Source organism: Thermoplasmata archaeon (genome assembly GCA_038874435.1).
In the GTDB taxonomy this organism is placed as follows: Archaea; Thermoplasmatota; Thermoplasmata; order Lutacidiplasmatales; family SKW197; genus SKW197.
The window spans coordinates 26,137-46,832 of the sequence record JAVZCK010000015.1 but is presented as its reverse complement, the minus strand read 5'-3'; the positions used below and the strand labels follow the sequence as shown (position 1 = coordinate 46,832).

Genomic DNA, 20,696 nt, shown 5'->3' with positions numbered 1-20,696 from the left:
TCATACGAACCATTTAACAAATACATGAAAGTATGGTTTACTCCTCTGATTTCATTTTCTCTGTGGAAAATTGGTAAGGGACAGCGTAAAAGCTTGTGTGGCTCATACCAACCTTCCGAAGTCATGAGGGCAACCAAAAAGTTTTAAATTCCCTTCCTAATACTGCTTGTAGATAACATGATGCCAGGCAGGATGCGGCCTCGAGAAGCCCAGAAAATGATGAAAAAGATGGGCATTTCCACGGAAGAAATCGAAGGCGTTGAAGAGGTCATCATAAAGACAAAGGCAAGGGACTATGTGTTCAGAAAGGCAGAAGTCGCAATCGTCACCATCCAGGGACAGAAAATCTTTCAACTCATTGGTGAGCCAGAAATTGTAGAAAAAGTTACAAAGCAAAAGTACACACACGAAGATGTGCTCCTCGTAGTCCAGCAAACCAATGTGAGCGAAGAAGAGGCAAGGAAAGCCCTGGAAGAAACAGATGGACAACCTGCCGAGGCAATTCTGAAAATAATGTCTGAAAAAGAGATTTAATGCCGCTGTGGCTCAGTGGTAGAGCGGCTCCTTGGTAAGGAGTAGGTCGAGGGTTCAATTCCCTTCAGCGGCTCCATTACTTTTTTCCTTCTAACGCATCAAGATACTCTCTTATTTTTGCCATGTCCTCTTCTGCTTTCTTCGCCAGATTCTCAATCTCAGCTTCCTTCTTCTTCAGGTTCTCCTCCCACTCCATGAGCTTTTTCTCTGTTTCTGAAAGTGTCTTTATTTTTTCTTCCATCAGGGCTTCTGAGTTTTTCAACTTTGTCTCCTTATATTCAATCTCGGCTCTCAATTCTATCAATTTCTCTCGCTCTATCTCAATTTCCCGCATTTTTGCAAAAATACCTTTCTCCTTTTCCTCAATTTCCCTTCTCTTCTTCTCTACCTCTGAAAGAAGTGCTTGAACTCGCTTTTCCTCGCTGGATGCCCACTCAATTTTATCTCTGCATTCCTCACTTATCAATTTTTCATTCTCCTCAATCTCAGCAAGACGCTTCTCTGCTTCACGGATTTTTCTCTCAATGTCCGTGAGTCGCACATCCACATTTTTCTCTCTTTCCGCAACCTTTAGTTCGCGTTCTTGCACACGGTTCTCCCGTTCTTCAATCTCTTTTAAACGTTTTTCTACGTCAACATCCACTACTGCTCTCTTCTCTGCCTCCTTTGCCATTTGCTCGAGCATCTTCTGTTTCTCAGATAATTCCTTTTCAATTCTATCTATCTCCTCTCGCTTTTTTCCGAGTTCCTGTTCCGTGCTCAGCAGCACCTTCTCTCTTTCCTCAAACCTAGCTCTCAGTTCAGTAAGTTCCCGCTCTTTCTCAACTAGTATCTTCTCCAAATCTGTCGTTTTGTCCAATTTGGCCCTCATAGATTCCTCTATGGCCTTTAACTCTACCTCTTTCCTTGCTATTTCTGCACTTGCTGCAGCCACTATCTTCTCCCTCTCTGTAATCTCATTGCTCGCTTCTGCCAATGCCTTCTCTCGTTTCTCAAGCTCCTCTGCCCTTGCCCCGAGCTCTTTCTCGATTTCTTCTAGTTGTTTCCCCCTCTCCTTAATTTCCCTCTCCCGCTTTTTTAATCTCTCACACATCTCCTGAATCTGGTTCGCAAGCTGAACTAGGGTCTGACTCTGCTCGGCATCCAAGACAACAACCACCACGAACTCTCTCATAGCTTATGGGGCCGTCCAGATTTGAACTGGAGTCTCAAGCTTTTCTCGATACCACTTACACCAGTGGCATCTCCCAAAGCTCGTAGGATAGGCCAAGCTACCCCACGGCCCCTGCTATGCTTAGCAACAGAATACAGAGGAAAAATAAATACCTTACTTCAACACTGAAATATCTGTCTTTTTTCGAAAAATTCTTTCTACATTGCCAAATCCCGAATTGAAAAAACAAATAAACAACCTCGTTATTTCCGATGCGGTGTTCATAATGCTCGTGATAGTAACCGTTGGTATGCCTGGTGCAGGCAAGGAAGAATTCCTGAATGTCGCTAAAAAATATGGTTTCGTGCCTATCAGAATGGGAGATATAGTTCGGGAGGAAACAAAAAAGATGAACTTACCTGATACGCCAGAGAACGTGGCGAAGGTGGCATCTGAACGTCGAGAACAACATGGTATGGGTTACTGGGCAACACTTGTTGTGCCTAGGGTGACAGAAAAAAAGACAATAATTGATGGCACGAGAGGAGATGCAGAACTCAACATTTTCCGCCACAACTTCGGCGATAAACTTGTGACAATAGGAATTCATGCCTCGCCTGAAACAAGATATGAGAGAATTCTTGCCAGGGCAAGGGGTGACGATGAAATCACACTCGAGAAATGCATTTTAAGAGACCAGCGAGAATTGAAATGGGGGCTCGGCAGTGCACTGGCCATGGTAGATTATATGCTCGTAAATGAAGGAACAGTTGAGGAATTTAGAACAAACGCTGAGAATCTGATAAAGAAGATTTTGAAAGAGCGTGGACTGTAGTGGAATGAGAAACATGGAAAAAGCTTTTAGAATTCCCCTGTTTAAACCCTATCTCGGGGAAGAAGAACTTGAACAAATAAAGGAGGCATTTAAAAGTGGGTGGGTGGGGCTCGGCCCAAAAACCCTTGAATTCGAGAGATTAATTAGTCAATATCTTGGTGCAAAACACGCAATTTGCACAAATTCCTGCACCTCGGCCCTTCATCTGGCCCTGGAAATGATTGGGGTAAGAGGAAAAGCCGTGCTTCTTCCCTCTCTTACATTCGTAGCTACCGCCCATGCAGTGCTCCATGCTGGCGGAAAACCTGTCTGGGTAGATGTTGACGAGGAAACACTATGTCTCAGCCCAGATGACCTGAAAAAAAGAATTGCGAAAAATTCCGTGTGCGTTCTCCCAGTTCATTATGCTGGGCACCCCTGTGAAATGGATGAAATCCTGGAAATTGCAAAAGAGAGAGGGATGCATGTAATCGAAGATGCTGCCCAGGCCTTTGGTGCAGAGTACAGAGGCAAAAAAATTGGTTCGCTCGGCTCTGAAATGACCTGCTTCAGCTTCCATGCAACCAAAAACATAACTACTGGTGAAGGTGGAGCCATTACCACAAACTCCGATGAATTGAACAACAAACTCAGACAGTACAGGTTTCTGGGGGCAGACAGAGATACCTGGACGAGGTTGAAGGAGGCAAAGGAAAGGTATTGGCATTTTATTTGCGAGGATGTGGGCTACAAATACTACATGAATGATGTTGCTGCAGCAATAGGCATCGCCCAGATGCGAAAACTTCCCTCAATCCTAGAACGAAAAACCTATCTTTTCAACAGATACACTGAGAAATTGAAGGGAATCCCAGAGGTTAAAACCCCCACACTACTCCCGCATGTGAAAACAAGTGCCTACAGTTATGTGATAAAATGTGAAAGAAGGGATGATTTGATGGCATTCCTTGCGGAAAAGGGGATTACCACTGGAGTGCACTACATGCCTGTCCACCTCCAGCCTGCCTACAAGAGATACAGGAAAAAGCTTGCAGTGACTGAAAAAATCTGGCAGCAAATTCTTACATTGCCGCTTTATTATGCTTTGACGGAGGAGGAGCAGAACTACATTGTGGACACGATCGCAGAATTTTATAAGAAGAGAGAATAAGTTTAATATAAAAACTGCTTTATCCTCTTCAAGAAAGCGGGGATGGCCCAGCCCGGTAAGGCGACGGATTTGCCTCGTAAGATTCGTTGGTCGGGCTACGCCGAGGCACCGGATTGCTAATCCGTTGGGCATTGCCCTCAGGGGTTCAAATCCCCTTCCCCGCGCCTTTCATGCAGATTTGATTAACACATTTGCTTGCTTTTCTTCAACCCCCTTTAACAATCTCATAATGTAGGGTTTAAATAGGTAAGAGGGATGTCCAAGCCAGCGAAAAATATATAAACCAGTATGCTATATGGTTATCTGGAGTGTATGTAACACTCAGGTGAGAAAAATGGTAATGCAGAAGATATCGTTGGACGACGCCAAGAAGATTGCATCCAAGAAGGGACTGAAGCCAGGGAAAGTGAAAGGAACTGAGGGAATCCAGTTCACAAAGGGAAAGAACGAGAGAATTGAAGTCGTGGACTGGGATGAGTTCGAGAAACTCCTGAAGAAGAGAAAGCTTGCAATCTACGAGTCCAACGGCTGGATGAAGATAATGAAGGCCTAAACAAAACATTTTCCTTTTTATTTTATTTACTTATTGTTTTTTATTGGTTATATTCTGGTTGTCCTTTATTATTCGAATAATCTTCTGGTGTTTTCCACAAATTTTTCCCTGCATCTGGGAGGTAATTAATTCTTCCTGCCAGTGCGCATTGTAGAGTCTGCAGGAACGATTTTTGCAGAATGGTTCAAAGCCGTTGGTCCAGAGAACTGTTTGAAGTGTAAGTCCTTTTGCAACTTCTGTAAGCCGAGGGTCATCATATGTGAGGACCTTTTCCTTAAACTGCTCAAGCAATACTTCTTCAGGTATGTTGGGGTTTGAATTTCTGAGAATGTAGAATTCTTTTGGTCTTGCAGGTGCCTGAATCATACCAAGGGTGGATATCAGAGAAGGGAAGGAACAATAGAGCATTCTGGCATGGTATCTTTCTGCATCATAGGTGGCAATTAATCTATCCAGAAATACAATGTGTTGAGTTTCAAGTCTTCTTTCCTGTTTTGGAATCCATTTTCTCAGGGCTGCTGCAACTCTGCCAGCATCGTAGAGCACCCCATAAACTGGCTTCCCTTCTGTTATAAACTCCTTTTCTATTGCGGTAATTGCATAGCTTTCATGCACTGCTGCACAGGATGTAGAAAAGATGTCAAAGATTCTAGCTGCTGCAAAGTCCACTGCGAGCTTTTCAGAATCGATCACAAAGGTGTCAAAAAAAGAGTTACGTAGCTCCACTGGAATGCCTGTGAGCTCGGAAAGGAAGCTCGCAATCTCGCCGTATTCTATTTTCCAAGCAGATGGATAGATGTAAATTTTATTTCTTCTTGATAAGTTTCTTTGCAATCTCAGCCCCCTTTCTGCCTGAAAGCAGCATTGAGCCAAATGTGGGGCCCATTCTTGGCAGCCCAAAGGTCGTGGAAACAGCCATTCCTGTGACAATCAAGCCAGGGTAGGCCTCGCATGTGTGTTCTACGACTGCATCCTCTGACTTTTCAACCCACATTGCACCGAAGCCAGGTGTCTTGATGAGCCCCCGCTCCTCAAGCTTTTTCACAACGACGGCATCATGTCCGCTTGCGTCAATCACAACCTTTGCTTCTAAAGCAACTGGGTCAACACATGTAATTTCTCTTGGCAGGGCGGAAACCGGCGTCCAGTTAATCACAACACCCCCAACTCTGTTTTTCTCACGAATTACCACATCGTCAAATTTTGCCATGTTCAGGAATTTAACACCCGCATCGCAGGCACTTGCAATCAGTTTGGAGCAGGCATGCGGTCCAGGTGTTATGTAGAGACCCTTTGTGTATTCCGTGTAGGGAACTCCTATTTCATCAAGAATTTTCTGGCTTGGCTCACGCAGTGTAACAGTGTTCATCAAGAAACCGCCAATCCAGAAACCACCACCCAGATAGTTGTTTCTCTCTATCACAAGTGTTTTTATTCCACTGAGTGAGAGGTCTCTTGCTGCCTGCAAGCCACTTGGGCCTGCACCAATAATTGCCACATCCACCTCTGTGAAGTCCACCATATCCTTTGCAAACTGGCTAACTATCGCTTTTGTCACATCCTTTTCACTTGCCTTTGAGAAGAGCTTTGCCATACAATCACCTGTTGAAATGGAATTGGAAGGAGTATATAGGGTTATCTTTGCATGAGATTTTTTTTGTTGTGCAGTCGCACTAGGGAAGGCAATAAATACCACCTTAGCATTTTGCTAAATTGGAGCGTTATGGTAAAATCATGGGAGAAAATCTTAGTTTATCTCCTTGAGAAAAATGCGACAGAAGAGGGCTTGCTGGGCAGATATGTACTCACCCAGTACGGTATTGCCGAGGCACTTGAGATGGACCGTGCCCATGTGTCAATTGCTATAAAAAAGTTGAAAGGGCTAGAGCTTGTTGGCGAGACACTGGAGCATGTAAAGGGACAGAAACGCAAGGTAAAAGTTTATTTTCTAACCCAGAAAGGGAGAAACGAGGCAATAAAAACAAGGGAAAGAATTGCTAAAGAGTTTGGCATTAAAACAATAAGAGAAATTCTGGAACTTGAAAAGAAAGAAACTCAGGAGATGTTTGAGGGTGTAGAATTGGAAGAAGAGTGCCAGAGCATACATAGAGATAAAGATGTAGCAACTAAATTAGAAGGAGAGGAGCCTACGCTGAAAAGCCAGGCGAAAGAACTCAGTCGAAACCAGGAAACTGACAAAGTGGACCCAGAGGAAATTAAGAAGTTGAAAAACCGAACCATTGCTGCGAACTTGGGACTTTCATCTCTGGTTGCTACTCTTTTATACATTTTTGAAAAAAACGTTTTTAGCTTTCAAATGGGGACGGTTTGCTGCCTGTTGGGAGCTGAGGGCCTTGCTTTTTTTGTGATTGTTGTTTTTTATCTCAAGTTATTTCCACTTGCTCCGACTGCACCGACATTGATCAGAATTTGTAGGGCACAGACCCTCATAAATGCAGTGCTGGTCTTTGGCTATTCTTTCTTTGTCGAGTTTAACGAAGTTGAGATCGTTTACTATCTCTCTCCTCTGGCTATCTTTCATTTTTTGGTCTATCAGGAAAACAAGAGGTTGCTACGCGAAATCTCGATTCTCTGTGGGGTCTTTATGATATGGTTTCCAGTATCCGCATATCCCTTCGGAACTGCAGAATTTCTACCCTCACTTCTTCTTCCCCTGAATGGGGCTTTCTTCATTGCATTTGGACTTGTGGGCGGCTTACCTAAACTGAAAATTGTGAAATTTACTCTTCCTACAGCTGGGATCTGCATAGTACTATCGGCTGTAGCACTGATGTGGCTCCTTCCTCTTTCATTCTACACGGTCCTCCTAGGATTTTACTTCATCACTGGTTTACTGCTCATCGCTGCATTTGGCCTACATGAGAAAACCATAATGGAATTCTACATAGGTTTAAGGGAAAGTGTTGTGTTCACCCTCCTGATCTTCATGCTCGCATGTGGAATACTAGAATTAGTTTCTGGCATTCCCTACGCAGCTCTTCTCACATTCATCTTTGCTCTGGTGCTCCTGCCCTTCATACCTACTAAACTGAGTTTTCCAGGGAAAACAATCTTCATCACCGTCTTTTCTAGCTGTCTTTTGATTCTCACACTGTATTGCCTCCTGTTCTTACATTGAATAACTTTTATTATACCCTCTTCATTCTCACAACAAGGTGAGATAATGGACTGCAGAAAGGCAGAAAATGCGAGAAAATGCACCTGCACATACGAGCCGTGCCCGAGAAAGGGCATTTGCTGCGAATGCATCGCCTACCACAGGAGTCATGGAGAATTGCCAGGGTGTCTGTTTCCTCCTGAAGCAGAACGCACCTACGACAGAAGCATTGAATACTTTGTAAAGGTTCAGCGTAGATAGAGTTTGTCGACAAGATTTCTGTAATTTTCTTCGGTTTGCTGGAGGCAAAGGTGATAGGCCTCATGGGCAAGTGCTCTCTCGCCACATTCGTTCAAAAGTTTTCCGAATTCGGCACAGTCATGCATATGTATACCTGGCCTATGTTTTTTAAGGTGGTAAACCTCACCCACCATCCCAAGAACCGCTCCTGCGTCGTGCCCCATTTTCAATCTTTTTTTTGCAATCCATGAGAGAATATTCCGCTTTTCTTTCGGTAAGAGATCAATCCATCTATTTTCTTCAATTTCATTTTTCGGAATTTTTAAATCTGAGACCATTTCAGATAACAGCGCCTCAGTTTCAAAGCCCATCTCTAACATCTGGTTCATCTCTATGAGTAGGTTCTTAATGGAAAGGGTCTCTTTGCCTGGAACTAGGAGGTCTCTCTTTATCTGAATTTCATTCTTCTCTATTGATTCCTGAACAGCCTCTCTTGCAATTCCTGAAATTGTAAACTCTTTTCCATAGATGCCATCGCCCAACGCCCCCACTACTGCAAGCGGCCCATGTTCTCTATCTTCCCGCACATTCTTAGCGATGAGGTAAGCAAGAAACGCAGCAGTGCACTCATTGTGCGCAACTCCAAAAAGATGCGGGGATAACAGCAATGTCCAAGACTCATGGCTAATAGATTTATTAAATGTGCCAGTTTGTGCTTTTTTCAAGTGTTGTTCGCTGCAGAAGTGATGGTCTATTATTATCTTCTTTTTGAGTTTCTCGAGGACATTGAGGGAGTTGAAACCAGTATCCAAAAAAATCCAGATGCCCTCTTTTGCATCCGTAGGAGTTCGTAGTACTGGATTTATCGTGCCGTGATAAACTATCTCGTTTATTTCCGTTGAGTTTGTGAACACAACTATCGGCATGATTTTTTGAGCATTAAGCACCCTAGTTATTATTGCGGATGCGGTAATGCCGTCTGCATCTGCATGTGCGACAATGTAAAAAGGTAAGCAGTTATGTTCTGACGCTATAGAAACAATGGTGTGTGCCACTTCCCTGGCCCTTCTTCTCATCAATACGACAATGCTTTGCACATGCATAAACTTTTTGCAGTTCTGCACCATATTTATATACTCTCTTCCCCTACTCAACCCCATGGGAATAAAACTCTCATATTCTAGCATAGAGACATACAAAAACTGCCCACTCCAGTATAAATTGTCTAGAATTGACAAAATTGAGCCAGAAGGAACGACCATAGAAGCATTCATGGGCACACTTGTTCATGAAACACTAGAAAAACTCTACACTGATTTGATCAATGGGAAGCTTGATCCGTTGAAAGAACTTGAGGATTTCTACACTGCCGAGTGGAAGACACGATGGGACCCTGATAAGGTAAAGATTGTGAAACAGGAGTACACTGCGGAAAATTACTTTGATGTTGGAAAAAATTGTATCATCAGCTACTACAAAAAATTCTATCCTTTCAACCAGGCACTGCCGCTCTGGGTAGAGAAAGATTTTACAATAGACCTTGGCGAGGGCGTAGAGATTACTGGTGTGATTGACCGTGTGGATAAGGCAGGAAATGGGAAGTATGAAATCCACGACTACAAGACCACCGGCACATTGCCTGACAAGGACTGGTGCGAGGAAAACGAGCAGCTTGCAATTTATCAGATTGCTCTCCAGGAGCAGTTTGACGATGTGAAAGAGGTGCGATTAATCTGGCACTATCTCCGTTTTGACACAGAGCGGGAGGTGCTCCGCACACCCGAGCAACTGAACATGCTGAAGGAGAATCTGAGAACCATCGCCTTTGAAATTCTCAACCAGAAAGAATTTGAAGCAAAAAAGAGTGTGCTCTGCAACTGGTGCCAGTACTGGAAATACTGCCCGCTTAAAAAACACACATTGAAATTGGAGGAGTTTGGACCAGAAGAAATTACTGCTGAAGAAGGTTTTCAACTTGCTACCCGTTACGGAGAACTCCATGAAAAAATTCGGGAACTCGAGGATGAATTGGATGCTGTGAAGAAAAAACTGCTGGAGTATGCAAGAGCCAATAACTATCTGGCAGTCGTTGGGAGAGATTGTGAGGTAAAAATTAGGGAGTATGATAACATAGAGCTGCCAGCAAAAGAGAGTCCTGAGTACACCATGCTCAAAGAGGCAATCTTTGCTGCAGGGCTTGCTGAAGAGTTGCTGGAGATTGACCGTTTCAATCTTTCACAAAAACTGAAGAGTGAAAATCTTCCTCCATCTCTTCTCCAGACCATAAACCAGCTTTGCGGATTCTCCAAATACGCAAAGTTTTACTGCAGCACGAAAAAGAAGGAATACACATTATGACTGTTTACAGAAAGTATCTGGCTAGCACGGTTGTAGTGGGCGCAGGCAACCTTGTGGGTTATGCACTGAATTTCGTGTTTTTCCTGCTCGCAGCCAGATTCCTGCTCTTTGAAGATTTTGGTGTCTTCAGATACCTAGTTTCTTTGGGAATGATTTTCTACAATTCCCTGTTTGCTGGCATCTACACCACGATGACCAGGTTTCTGAGTTCGGAGGAGAAACAGACAATTGGATTTAATGTGCTGGGATTTTCCACAATTCTCCTGCTTGCTTCGCTTCCAATCATGGTTTTCATTGGCGGCATCTCTCTCTGCCTCCTTGCCCTTTCATTCTTTGTTTCCCAGTTTGCTTATTCTTATTTTCGGGGCATTCATGCTTACAAGCAACTTTCTCTTTATCTCGTTGCCGCAAATGCAATCAGAATTGCCCTTCTTGGATTTCTCTATTTGTGTTCCCCAGAGGTTCTGCTGTTCTCATTCATCTACCTTGTTGCAACCCTGCTTCCCCTGCCTTTCGTGCTCTCAAGAAAGGCACTCTGTGCCTCCCATGGCCTACTCAATAAAAACCTGCTGAAAAGATTGGTTAGGTTCTCACTTCCCCTCTATGTTTCTTCAATCGCATACATTCTTGTAGCCAATCTGGATGCCGTGTTTGTCAAAGAATTTCTGAGCCCTGCTGAACTTTCTTACTACATGGCTGCTAAAACTTTGATGACTGTGTTTGTGTTTGCACCTTTCGCTGTGAGTACTGTGATGCTGCCAGAAACCGCAAAAAATATGGAGATAAAGAAAAACCTGCAATTCGGGCTTGCCCTTACTGCAGGCATCTCGTTTCTCCTTGCAATCCCATTTCTACTGATTCCCACAACCTTGTTAGGCATCATTTATCCCGAGAGTTATCTGCCTGCATCTCAGGTGCTACCAACGCTCAGTATTGCGATGGTTCTTTTTGCCTGCTCTGATGTTTTTGCTTCTGTCTGGACTGGTGCTGGCAAACCGTTATACGAGGGGTTTGTGCTTGGCATCGCCGCAGTTGCAGACGTAGTATTGCTCTGGTTACTGGTGCCAACAATGGGAATGCCGGGTGCGGCATTTGCCCTGCTCATTGCTTATGGAATTGCCATATTCCTCTGGGCTGGAATTGCAGGTTCACACTCTCTTCAAAAACCTCTGAGACAATAATGAAAGCACAACCTTTTTATTGTAAATTCTATTCCTTTCGTACATGAAGTCAAAGAAGGCACTTCCACTCTTCCTGCTCTTCGTGCTGCCCATTCTCTTAATCGTTGCATCAGTGGCAATGAAATGGAACATCTGGGGATTGGTGGCTGGAATCACCTGGCTCGGCACAGGCTTTGTATATCTCATTACCTACGAATGAGGTGTAAGAAATGCACAAGATAACGGAAGTCCAGATAGGCACTGACATTTTGAAAGCAAATCTTTCAATTGCCCAGGAAATTTCCAGGGAATTAAAGGAGCACGGGATAAAAAGCTATGAGTTCATGGGCTCCATTGGTTCTGGCAAGACCTTGATAATTGAGCGGATAATTGACAAATTGAAGGCGAAGGGAATTCGCTGTGCGGTGATTGCTGGCGATGTTTCTGGTAACGATGATTATCTCCGTTTTATCGCTCATGGGGCTCAAGCGGTAAATGTGAACACGGGTAAGGAGTGTCATCTTGATGCTCACTACATCCATCATGCCATAGATCAACTTGACCTACATTCAATTGATGTGCTTTTCATTGAAAATGTGGGTAATCTGGTCTGTCCCTCTGATTTCCCGCTTGGTGCAGACATGCGCATTGTGGTGATTTCCACAACCGAAGGCGATGATATGGTGCGAAAGCATCCAGTCATCTTTGCAAATGCAGATTTGGCTGTGCTCAACAAAAAAGACCTTGCGGGCTATGTGGATGTGGACATGAATGTGATAATTTCAGATTACAAAAGAATACTACCCCACAAGAAAATCCTGCTCACTGATGCCAAACACGGAGAAGGCATCGATGAGTTGATGAAAGAAATGGGGCTTTAATGCGGGAGTAGTCAAGTCTGGTCAAAGGCGCCAGATTCAGGGTCTGGTCCCGTAGGGGTTCCCAGGTTCAAATCCTGGCTCCCGCACTGTTTACTTTTTGTATTCCTCGTATTTGTTTGCCTTATGGTTTCTTGCAAGTTCCAGATATTCCTCTGCATTTCTCTTCGTGGCTTCGAGCAAGCTCTGGTCATTCTCCCTGATTATTTTCGCTGGGATTCCAACTGCAACAGAGTAAGGAGGAATCTTCATTCCCTCTTTCACAACTGCTCCAGCACCCACAATGCATCCATCACCGATTTCAGCACCGTTGAGAACCACCGCATTCATTCCCACAATAATGTAATTACCGAGCTTTGCACCATGCACCACTGCACCATGCCCGAGCGTGACATAGTCCCCGATAAAAACTTTGTCTCTGGGAGATGTGTGAATTACGCAATTATCCTGGATGTTCGTGCATTTTCCAATTTTTATTGGGAGAAGGTCTCCACGAATCACTGCATTCGGCCAGACGGAAGAATCTTCGCCAATCTCCACATCTCCAATAATCACAGCCGTCTCATGCACATAGCAGCTTGGATGAATTTTTGGCATGTTTGGGCAAATTCTCTCTGGGTTTTATATTTTTCTACGAGGGGCTGCGCCCCTTACGGACGGGGTTGCACCCTACGGTACCACGAGGGTTGGCACCCTTACGGTAACCTGCCTCAAGGGGATACCTTCGGTATCCCCGAACCTGTCCATTTTTTCCGTGAACGCTTTTGCGAGCGTTAGCGACCAAAAGGGTTCCCCAAACCTACCCATTTTTCGTGCGGTCTATGTGTTGCCCTTATTTACCTCTCTTAAGAAGAGATTTTCTGCCCCCCTTTCCTCTCTTCCCATATCCCTACAATTAGAAGCACAATTAGAAGCAATGCAAATGGTATTCCGAAATCAATTCCTTGCTCTGGCACTGCCTTAATCCAAACACCAACTCCAGATCTTGCCTCAGCATAGCCCTCCTTTTTTGCAACCACCTGGAACACGAGATTTCCCTCTTTTAATGCAGAAAAAGTAAACACTGCTCTTCCCTCAGCATTCGTAAACTTTTGATATTCGCCAGCAACTGCTCCATCTTGACCAACCAGAATCTCCACACTTGCGTCCTCCACACAATCCCCATTCTCATCCTTCACACTAACAACCACAGTAAAATTCTCACCAACTTTTACCGCTGTTTTATCAATCTCCACGCTTATTTTCATTTCTCCTGGCAGAATTCCAAGCAAAATACTTGTTGTTGCATTCTCGTAATGCTCAGCACTTATGTTCGCAACCAGTTTCCCAAAGATACTAGCATTTACATTTCCTGTAATAAATTTTGTTGTAAATGTTCCATTCCCGTCTGTTTGCCCTGCCAGGCTCTCAAACTTACCCGGCAACTGCGTGGAAAGAGAAACAGTTGCGTTCTTTACTGGCTCTCCTGTCTCTGCATCAGCAACAACCACTCTTGTCTCAATTTCCTCGCCAGAGCGAAGATTGCTCTTTGCCACAAGAATTTTTGCAGTCAGTTTTGCTAGAGGCACTGTAACACAAACTGTGTTGCTGGGCTCACTCTCGCCAATTGCGTTTACGGCTGTGACATGGTAGTAGTATGTGATGCCTGGTGTGATATTGGTGTCAACAAAGGTTGTGGTGTTGGCATCAACCGTAGCAATGAGCGTTTTGTTTTCCATGCTAAGTCCACGATAGATGTTGTAACCAGTTAGCGGCGGAGCACCTGCATCAACAGGCAAATTCCATGCCAAAACTATACTCCTTTCCTTCGCTTCAGTAGTAAGGTTCTGTGGGGGCGAAGCAACGGAGCCAGGTGTAGCAGAAACAGTATTGCTGGGTTCACTCTCGCCAATTGCGTTCACGGCTGTGACATGGTAGTAGTATGTGATGCCAGGTGTGACATTGGAATCAATATAGGATGTAGTGTTGGCATCAGCAGAGGCAAGAAGGGATTTATTTTCTGGGGTGAGGCCACGGTATACGTTGAAAGATAGAAGAGGAGGCTCGTGATTTGAGAGTGCGCAATTCCATTGGAGATAGATATTTCCATTGTTCGTTTTTACTGAGAGATTTTGCGGTGGCGGAGGTCTCAAGTTCACTTCAAACACTATTGTTGTAGCGTTTTTCCCTGTCCAATCTTCACCATATATATAATATTGAAGAACAGGCTTACCAGGGGGGATATCTATTATGCACGAGTAGTGTTTTATCCATTCACCAGAAGAAATTGGCGTCATATTTACAGGAATAAATTCGGAATCATTTGAGAAACGAATATAACAAATCACTTTCGAAATGTTTTCTCCTGAGTGTACCATGGTAGCACTAATATTGACTCTCCTAGTAACTATTTTCATGACAGGAGTATGTATAATGCTAACAAATGAAGGTTTACTCAATGGTAGGTAGTCATATGCTTGTGCGGAATAATTTATGTCCCCTTCCAGCATTTCAATAGGGTAAGGTTCATCAACAAACCCATCATTGTTGTTATCTGGAGTTATCCAATCTGACCAAAAATTCCCTTTGGTTGTAGTATTCCATGGAAAACATGGAGGTGGTTTTCCATAAGAGAGAGCTTGTCTCCCTTCATATTGGTATGTACTCCAATTAAAGTTATTGAAAATAAACAAATTGTCCCAGATTGAAACATTCGTAACTATCGCGTAGGACATTCTTACAAATAATATTGCACCATAGGTATTATTGTAAAAAATGGAGTGAGTTATGGAAAGATTTGATGTCTCTTCAACAAATGTGGTTCCAAATCCATTTCCAATAAACCAATTTCTCTCTAGCTTTACATCTCTACTACCTATCACTTTACAACCATCTCCATTTTCAATGAATATATTAGAATCTATAGATACTGATTTACATAAACTCAAATGTATCCCTGCAAAAATATTTTTATAAAAGATGTTCTCTTGAAAAAAGATCTCACTACACATGAACATTTGGATTGCTCTAGTTGTCTCATACCCTATGCATCTCCTAATTGATATGTTAGTACAATTGACAAACACTAGTTGCCCTATCCATCTGTTCTCCATGGTAATGTTCATTTTATTACTAATTATGAGGAGTTCTCTTCCATTTACCGTTACATTGAAGAATGTAGGTATCTCTAACGGTGAAAATAGGTTTTCAAAATCAATTCCGCACATCATAAAACTTATATTGGAGAGGAAAAGTTCGTATGTGTGCACTACATTTACACCTTTAGCAAAACTCATATTCTCTAACGATATATTTTTTCCCTGGGTTATTGAAATACTGTATCTTGATGAGGTAAGTTCAGCATCGATTATTTTTCCATATCTCACATTTATCAATTCTATACATGTATTTTGAGATTTTACTTTACATTTTCTTATGATGAAGTGAGTATCTGTATTACAAATCTTAATCCCCCAATCATCTGATGCGGTGATTGTCCATCCTTCAATTATATATGGATTATCAAATGTACCGTTTCCACCCACAACTCCATTCTCAAAAACGAAACCAGTATTGCCGTTTATGTATATTGGTTCATGGACATTTGTTTGAGAAGCCACTATGCCTCTTTCATCATTTGAAAATAAAAATGTTGTAAGTAAAAAAATTATTATTAAAATATATTTAAATTTTATCATATTTTCACCTCTCATAAAAAGCACATGGGCATTCCTTCCCATTTCTGTGGCACTTCCTCGTACCATGCGCCTTCCGGCGGGGGAGGTGGAGGAACAGGATATTCTGACAGGGGCAACAATATCCAGTAGCCCGGATTTATGCTATCTCTTTCCCATGCCCATGTATGTGCTTCACCAAGAAAAACAAAAGGATCATTAGAATAATTTTGCCAAGATACAAAAAAACCTTTTTCCTCACACCATATTGGTGTCCACTTTCTGAGAGCACTCATAAAATAGTAGAGGTACTCACTGTATTCTCTTTCATAGAGGGCATCATACGGAATTCCATACATATTAGAGGAGTGTGCATGGGTGGTCTCTGGTGTCCACAAATCTGTAGAGTGCGAAGGGGTACTCACAGAAGAAGAGGAATATACATTAAACTGCCAGATAGCTCGGTCTTTAAAATAATTTACAAATCCTCCACTGTGACAAGCTTCAACCACTATAGCCACTCGATTGTATCCTGTCTGAGGAGAAAACCATAGCTCTATATCCGAAGGGGATATCTCCTCTTCGCCCCACAAGTGAAAAGTTGAATAATTTCCATCTAAACTCCCATGATCATCTAAAAGGAGGAAAGAAAAATCAAATTCAGGATGGGGGGTGTTGATAAACTGAATAAAAGAGTCAGTGGTTGCAGGATAATCTATAATTTTCCGATGGATGGGATCAGTAAATTCTGGATTTTTGTAAGAGAGATCGTGAATAAGAGCACAACCTTCGCAGTTTGTTATGGTTGGGACGTTTCCATCTGCGTAAAACACTATAATCTCTTCACCTTGGGAATACCCCCTGAGATCATCATCTTTATAGTTCCAACAATAATGGAGAATATCCCACATGAATATAATATCATTCCAGAACCACGGAAAATTTCCACCCTCCATCCCAGGATGGATTCCACCAACAACAATTAATGCAACACGTTTATTTGGAATTGTGGGATTTTGCCAACTTCCTTGTTTTGCAGCGTGTTCCTCATATTCATCAGGCATTCCATCTCCATCACTATCCTGCGTGTAACTCCACGGGTCTGTAACAAACCCAATGCACTCACAGCAATCTCCAAAGCCATCTGCATCTGAATCTCCATTAGTGGGATTTGTGAAGTAAATCATACACTCTTCCCAATCCGTGAGATAATCCTGATCAGAATCATAAGCAGAGGGATTTGTTATTCCCGGGTGTGCCACTGCCCACCCCCTCACATCTACCTGTGTCTGTGGCACGAAGATTAGTGTGTGAGGATTTATGTCTTGCAAATAGAGCCAATTTCGCTTAATTTCGTTTTGAGGCGTAATTGTATCCAGATAAACCTTGTATGGCACTTCCCAGTTTGCACCACCGAAATGTGCCCGAAACTCCCATCTTGCATGCATAGTGCTTTGTGCTCCTGGCAAATGCAACACAATGTTAGATGTATGACTTGTACTTCCATACACTGTGGGCATCAACAAAATTGCCTCACTTGTATTCCACACTTTCCATGATATCTGCCAGGGATAGTTTGCAGGTCTCATGTACACAACCAAATCGCTCAGTCGCTCATGCCAGAGCGTGAACTCAACATAGCCGTTCTTCAAGTCTCCATACACCTCCACATCCACATATGATTTTGTGCTATTTAAATCATGCAGGTTGTACGGGGAAGGTGTGTAGTTAATTGTGTAAGGCATAGGTGGCTCTGGCACGAAAGCGGAAAATAAAATTGTCTGGAGGTAAGTATTTTCAATTATAAAAATCTGAAAATAAAACTACATCTTTGCTATTCTGGTAGATACATGCTACGGACAATCTAGGTTGCATCCGTTTACCCTGTGGTTTTGTGCTCACTGTTCAGTTTCAAAAAAGAATTGAGGTTTTTCTCTGCATGCTTTCCGAGCGAGGGGTTGCACCCTCAATACTCGCATTAAGGCAAGGACTTTGGTATCACCAACCCAATTTCATATTTTGGTAACTTCTCTATCATTTTCCTGAATTCTCCGCTATCTATCTTCTCCAAAAACTCCTTGAGTGTTTGCCTTGCTAGCTCAACATCTTCTTCTGGAAGCAATCCTTTCTCTCTTGCAGCCTCAAATTCCTCTTCGTCGAGCACCTGCCATTTCATGTCTGGAAATACCCAGATATCCAGGAAGAGGTCATGAACAAAAATTTTGTTTTCTTGCCTCTCAATTTTTCTGTTGATGTTTACATAATAACCCCTCAGAGCATTCTCCTTGTCCAGCACAACGAGAATTTCGTAGGGTTTTCCGATAAAATCCGCACAAAATGCCCTGCAGCTTCTATCTATCACAACCTTACCATCTACCACGAACTCCTTTTTCAAATTTGAGAAATCAAAGAGTGAAACCACCACATCCTCATCCTCGTAAATTTTTTCATTATGCCAGATTTCTGTAGGTTTACCAGGTCTAATCGCTACTAGTTCCACTTTCTCCATTTTTTCCACCTATGCTCTCCCGCACCTTCACAGCCAGCCCCTGCTTAAAACTTTTTGCTTCATCTGCAGTGAGTAAAACCTTCCCAATGGCACCAATTTCGTCCACCTCATTAACAACAATCACCTCATCTCCTGGCACCAGTTCTGGGTCCATCTCTAGCACAAACTTTGCAAATACATTCTTACCTTTTGCATTAAATTCAAATGATTCCTGTCTCACAATGCATCGTAGCCTTGGCTTCTGGAAATGTTTCGCCAGCAACTTAGCCCCTTCTATCTTGAGGTTAAGATAACCATCGTTCCGCATTGAAAGAATGTGTTTACCATCACACAGAATGTTTCTTATCCTCCCAGTATTCTTCGAACAAACAATTTCAATCTTGCCCGAGCAGAGAATTTCGCCAGCACCCACACCAAATTGGAAATCAGAAACACACTTTACTAACCTTATAAGCAAATTTTCTGAACATCCAGTTTGAGGTGCCAACATTTCTAATGCATTCATTGTCTCCTCGCCATCCCAGTAAACAGCCACACCATATTCATGACTATGGGCAAGCTTGAGCATCCAGGCATTCTGGCAGGCTGTTGCCTCTCTTCCCATGTGTTCTGGAAGCACAGCAACACCTGGGGGATAGAGGAGAGAAAGTTCAAGAGGTAATGGCCCAAACGGTGTTGGCACCACAAAATCTGCATCAGTGAGTTTCTGAATTTTTTCAACAACACCTTGCCATCTCTCCAGATAAGGGGGCAGGGTGCTTGGAAATACAACAAGCACTTGCTTTTTTCGCTGGTTGAAAAATCGCTCAAAAACTCTTCTTCGAAATCTAGATACTGCAGGCCTTTGGAAAGATATCCTGCTTTTGTAGAAAAAGGATTTACCGCCCAGGGACTCATACTGCTCCAAAAATTTTCTGTATCTGAGTAATCTGAATAAGGCATCCTGCAATTTTGGATGGGCGTTGGCTCTTTCCTCCACATACTCCCAGAGTTCGTTGCTTCTTATTGCCCGCTTCAACCTTCTTATCTCTCCAAAACACACATGCAGGTTATGCAAGGCAAGCTTTCGCACTCTCTCCTTTTCATCCATCTCCCGCAACTCTTTTCCAGTCGTGGAACTGCAGATTGGGCATTCACATGGAAGTTCTTCAAGTTCCTCTAAATGTAAGGTGCCAGTCTGCGTTAAATACCGTCCATCCACAGCATACTTTGCATACGATGCAGAATCAAAAAAGTCCGCACCCATTATGCAGGCAAATCCAAACACCATTGGATGCCCTGCACCGAAGAAGTGGACTGGCACGGAAGGCGGCAGATGCATTCTTGAGTTCATGCCAGCATCGACAAGGTCTCCAAATCTGTAATTTTCCATGAGCGGCACAATTCCACCAATCGGGAAGAAATCTCCTATTCCTGAAAGCTGTTCTGCACATTGCTTTCGCAACTCGAAAAACAAACCGCCCTGAACTGGTGTGGAGAGAAGCATTTCGCCTGCTAGCTCTCTTGCTTCCTTTGCCCGTCTAACTGTTTCCTCCACCTTCCTTTTCGCAACTTCAAATGTGTCGTCTGGCTCCACAAATTCGTCAAGGATTGTGCCTATGTCACTCCCTATTTCCCGCTGGTATTCTACAATCTCAACATTAGTGGTCTCCACATCTCCATAAACATGGGACTGAAATGTGCCTGAATCCGTCATTATCGGCCCATCAAAACCGATTAACTGGTGTAATTTCTTCTCCTTTGCAACCTCACCAAAACTCTTTTTAATGATGTAAGCATTTGTAATCACAATCTGGGCACCAATCTGCTGCATTTCTTTAGGCGAGATTAGTTGTCTATTTGGGTTTATCACAGGCATCAATGCAGGGGTTTCCACACTTCCATGCCTTGTTCTTAACACGCAAATTCTGGCAAGCCCGGAGCGTTCCTTTAACTCAAACATGGTCGGACTCAGAATTGTTTGCCCTGCTGCCCCTGCACCTGCTGGCTCTGCGGTGATTGCTGTGGAGGTTGCTGTGGTGCCTGGGGTGAGTGGGGCTGAACGGTGGGTGTAGTTGCTGGCTGGGGGTGCTGCACAAACTGAGGTTGAACATAGTGGGCTGGTGCTTGTTGTCTACTCTGATTCAGCTGGCTCAGTTCCTTCTTTATCTTGCCCATCCTTACAAAAATTGCGAGCGTTGCAATTGCAATTATCAAAAGGGAGATCGGGATTGTTAGACAGAAAAACATGGAAAGGTAGCCGAGAATTGCCATCGGAGAGGCGGGGTCAAACAATTGCTCTGGTGTGAAATTCTCAAATGGATTCCCACCTGTGTCATTCTCCCCTGTTTGATAAATGTTGGGGGTATTTACAAATTTAGAATTAAGGTTTGTCGCAGTGCTGTGTCCAGATAGAAACAAAATTACTGTGACCACAAACACCACTATAAGTGACCCGAGATATTTCCGTATCATAGGAGGTGCTAGTGAAAAACGGTATATAATACTTTGTATTTATTAGATTGTGGATGCCAGGTGTTTTGGTCCATCTTAAGGCAAAAATATATTAACAAGTA

20 protein-coding genes and 4 tRNA genes are annotated in these 20,696 nt (G+C 43.2%); 13 read left to right on the top strand and 11 right to left on the bottom strand.

Annotated features, from left to right (window positions below):
- Positions 1 to 180: 180 nt before the first annotated feature.
- Together QXD64_06710 and QXD64_06705 are read left to right on the top strand one after the other, a co-directional pair.
- Positions 181 to 534, top strand: a complete 354-nt coding sequence (locus tag QXD64_06710; GenBank protein ID MEM3397002.1) for a nascent polypeptide-associated complex protein — start codon at positions 181 to 183, stop codon at positions 532 to 534.
- Position 535: 1 nt separating this feature from the next.
- A tRNA-Thr gene (locus tag QXD64_06705) sits at positions 536 to 610 on the top strand.
- On the opposite strand, the gene QXD64_06700 is transcribed toward QXD64_06705, so the two are convergent.
- A complete protein-coding gene (locus tag QXD64_06700) occupies positions 611 to 1,708 on the bottom strand; it encodes a hypothetical protein (protein MEM3397001.1) in 1,098 nt (365 codons plus the stop codon).
- Between the two features lie 6 nt (positions 1,709 to 1,714).
- Positions 1,715 to 1,820: transfer RNA gene (locus QXD64_06695), tRNA-Pro, on the bottom strand.
- Between the two features lie 153 nt (positions 1,821 to 1,973).
- Between QXD64_06695 and QXD64_06690 the strand changes: the two genes are divergently transcribed.
- The 4 genes from QXD64_06690 to QXD64_06675 all read left to right on the top strand — a co-directional run bounded on the left by QXD64_06690 (position 1,974) and on the right by QXD64_06675 (position 4,225).
- Complete coding sequence (locus QXD64_06690; GenBank protein MEM3397000.1) at positions 1,974 to 2,522, top strand: AAA family ATPase; 549 nt, start codon at positions 1,974 to 1,976, stop codon at positions 2,520 to 2,522.
- A 13-nt stretch (positions 2,523 to 2,535) separates the two neighbouring features.
- On the top strand, positions 2,536 to 3,672 hold the full coding sequence (locus tag QXD64_06685; GenBank protein MEM3396999.1) for a DegT/DnrJ/EryC1/StrS family aminotransferase: 1,137 nt from the start codon (positions 2,536 to 2,538) through the stop codon (positions 3,670 to 3,672).
- A 36-nt stretch (positions 3,673 to 3,708) separates the two neighbouring features.
- Positions 3,709 to 3,836: transfer RNA gene (locus QXD64_06680), tRNA-OTHER, on the top strand.
- 170 nt (positions 3,837 to 4,006) lie between these two features.
- On the top strand, positions 4,007 to 4,225 hold the full coding sequence (locus QXD64_06675; protein MEM3396998.1) for a hypothetical protein: 219 nt from the start codon (positions 4,007 to 4,009) through the stop codon (positions 4,223 to 4,225).
- 30 nt (positions 4,226 to 4,255) lie between these two features.
- On the opposite strand, the gene QXD64_06670 is transcribed toward QXD64_06675, so the two are convergent.
- A complete protein-coding gene (locus QXD64_06670; GenBank protein MEM3396997.1) occupies positions 4,256 to 5,059 on the bottom strand; it encodes a hypothetical protein in 804 nt (267 codons plus the stop codon).
- Positions 5,031 to 5,819 carry a sulfide-dependent adenosine diphosphate thiazole synthase gene (locus QXD64_06665; GenBank protein MEM3396996.1) on the bottom strand — a complete coding sequence of 263 codons (789 nt, stop codon included), beginning with the start codon at positions 5,817 to 5,819 and terminating at the stop codon, positions 5,031 to 5,033. The genes QXD64_06670 and QXD64_06665 overlap by 29 nt, the downstream gene beginning before the upstream one ends.
- 129 nt (positions 5,820 to 5,948) lie before the next feature.
- Here QXD64_06665 and QXD64_06660 point away from each other — a divergent pair, with 129 nt between their 5' ends.
- Together QXD64_06660 and QXD64_06655 are read left to right on the top strand one after the other, a co-directional pair.
- Positions 5,949 to 7,364, top strand: a complete 1,416-nt coding sequence (locus tag QXD64_06660; protein ID MEM3396995.1) for a hypothetical protein — start codon at positions 5,949 to 5,951, stop codon at positions 7,362 to 7,364.
- A gap of 45 nt (positions 7,365 to 7,409) precedes the next feature.
- The gene (locus tag QXD64_06655) at positions 7,410 to 7,604 is read left to right on the top strand and encodes a DUF6485 family protein (GenBank protein MEM3396994.1); all 195 of its coding nucleotides are present in this window, start codon (positions 7,410 to 7,412) and stop codon (positions 7,602 to 7,604) included.
- Here the strand turns inward: QXD64_06655 and QXD64_06650 are convergent.
- Positions 7,592 to 8,686, bottom strand: coding sequence for a DHH family phosphoesterase (locus QXD64_06650; protein ID MEM3396993.1), 1,095 nt, complete (start codon positions 8,684 to 8,686; stop codon positions 7,592 to 7,594). The two genes, QXD64_06655 and QXD64_06650, sit on opposite strands and share 13 nt — an antisense overlap.
- A 55-nt stretch (positions 8,687 to 8,741) precedes the next feature.
- Between QXD64_06650 and QXD64_06645 the strand changes: the two genes are divergently transcribed.
- The 5 genes from QXD64_06645 to QXD64_06625 all read left to right on the top strand — a co-directional run bounded on the left by QXD64_06645 (position 8,742) and on the right by QXD64_06625 (position 12,068).
- A complete protein-coding gene (locus QXD64_06645) occupies positions 8,742 to 9,941 on the top strand; it encodes a PD-(D/E)XK nuclease family protein (GenBank protein ID MEM3396992.1) in 1,200 nt (399 codons plus the stop codon).
- The gene (locus QXD64_06640) at positions 9,938 to 11,122 is read left to right on the top strand and encodes an oligosaccharide flippase family protein (protein MEM3396991.1); all 1,185 of its coding nucleotides are present in this window, start codon (positions 9,938 to 9,940) and stop codon (positions 11,120 to 11,122) included. Before QXD64_06645 ends, QXD64_06640 begins: the two co-directional genes overlap by 4 nt.
- Positions 11,123 to 11,165: 43 nt before the next feature.
- Positions 11,166 to 11,321, top strand: a complete 156-nt coding sequence (locus tag QXD64_06635) for a hypothetical protein (GenBank protein MEM3396990.1) — start codon at positions 11,166 to 11,168, stop codon at positions 11,319 to 11,321.
- Between the two features lie 10 nt (positions 11,322 to 11,331).
- Positions 11,332 to 11,982 carry a hydrogenase nickel incorporation protein HypB gene (gene hypB, locus QXD64_06630; GenBank protein MEM3396989.1) on the top strand — a complete coding sequence of 217 codons (651 nt, stop codon included), beginning with the start codon at positions 11,332 to 11,334 and terminating at the stop codon, positions 11,980 to 11,982.
- 1 nt (position 11,983) lies between these two features.
- A tRNA-Leu gene (locus QXD64_06625) sits at positions 11,984 to 12,068 on the top strand.
- 4 nt (positions 12,069 to 12,072) lie between these two features.
- Here the strand turns inward: QXD64_06625 and QXD64_06620 are convergent.
- The 6 genes from QXD64_06620 to QXD64_06595 all read right to left on the bottom strand — a co-directional run bounded on the left by QXD64_06620 (position 12,073) and on the right by QXD64_06595 (position 20,595).
- Positions 12,073 to 12,576, bottom strand: a complete 504-nt coding sequence (locus QXD64_06620; protein ID MEM3396988.1) for a gamma carbonic anhydrase family protein — start codon at positions 12,574 to 12,576, stop codon at positions 12,073 to 12,075.
- A gap of 248 nt (positions 12,577 to 12,824) precedes the next feature.
- A complete protein-coding gene (locus tag QXD64_06615; GenBank protein ID MEM3396987.1) occupies positions 12,825 to 15,656 on the bottom strand; it encodes a fibronectin type III domain-containing protein in 2,832 nt (943 codons plus the stop codon).
- Positions 15,657 to 15,667: 11 nt separating this feature from the next.
- The gene (locus QXD64_06610) at positions 15,668 to 17,377 is read right to left on the bottom strand and encodes a hypothetical protein (protein ID MEM3396986.1); all 1,710 of its coding nucleotides are present in this window, start codon (positions 17,375 to 17,377) and stop codon (positions 15,668 to 15,670) included.
- Between the two features lie 233 nt (positions 17,378 to 17,610).
- Complete coding sequence (locus QXD64_06605) at positions 17,611 to 18,141, bottom strand: DUF402 domain-containing protein (GenBank protein ID MEM3396985.1); 531 nt, start codon at positions 18,139 to 18,141, stop codon at positions 17,611 to 17,613.
- Entirely contained in the window at positions 18,113 to 20,083 is a 1,971-nt protein-coding gene (tgtA, locus tag QXD64_06600) for a tRNA guanosine(15) transglycosylase TgtA (protein ID MEM3396984.1), read from the bottom strand. Before tgtA ends, QXD64_06605 begins: the two co-directional genes overlap by 29 nt.
- A gap of 8 nt (positions 20,084 to 20,091) precedes the next feature.
- A complete protein-coding gene (locus QXD64_06595) occupies positions 20,092 to 20,595 on the bottom strand; it encodes a hypothetical protein (GenBank protein ID MEM3396983.1) in 504 nt (167 codons plus the stop codon).
- Between the last annotated feature and the right edge of the window lie 101 nt (positions 20,596 to 20,696).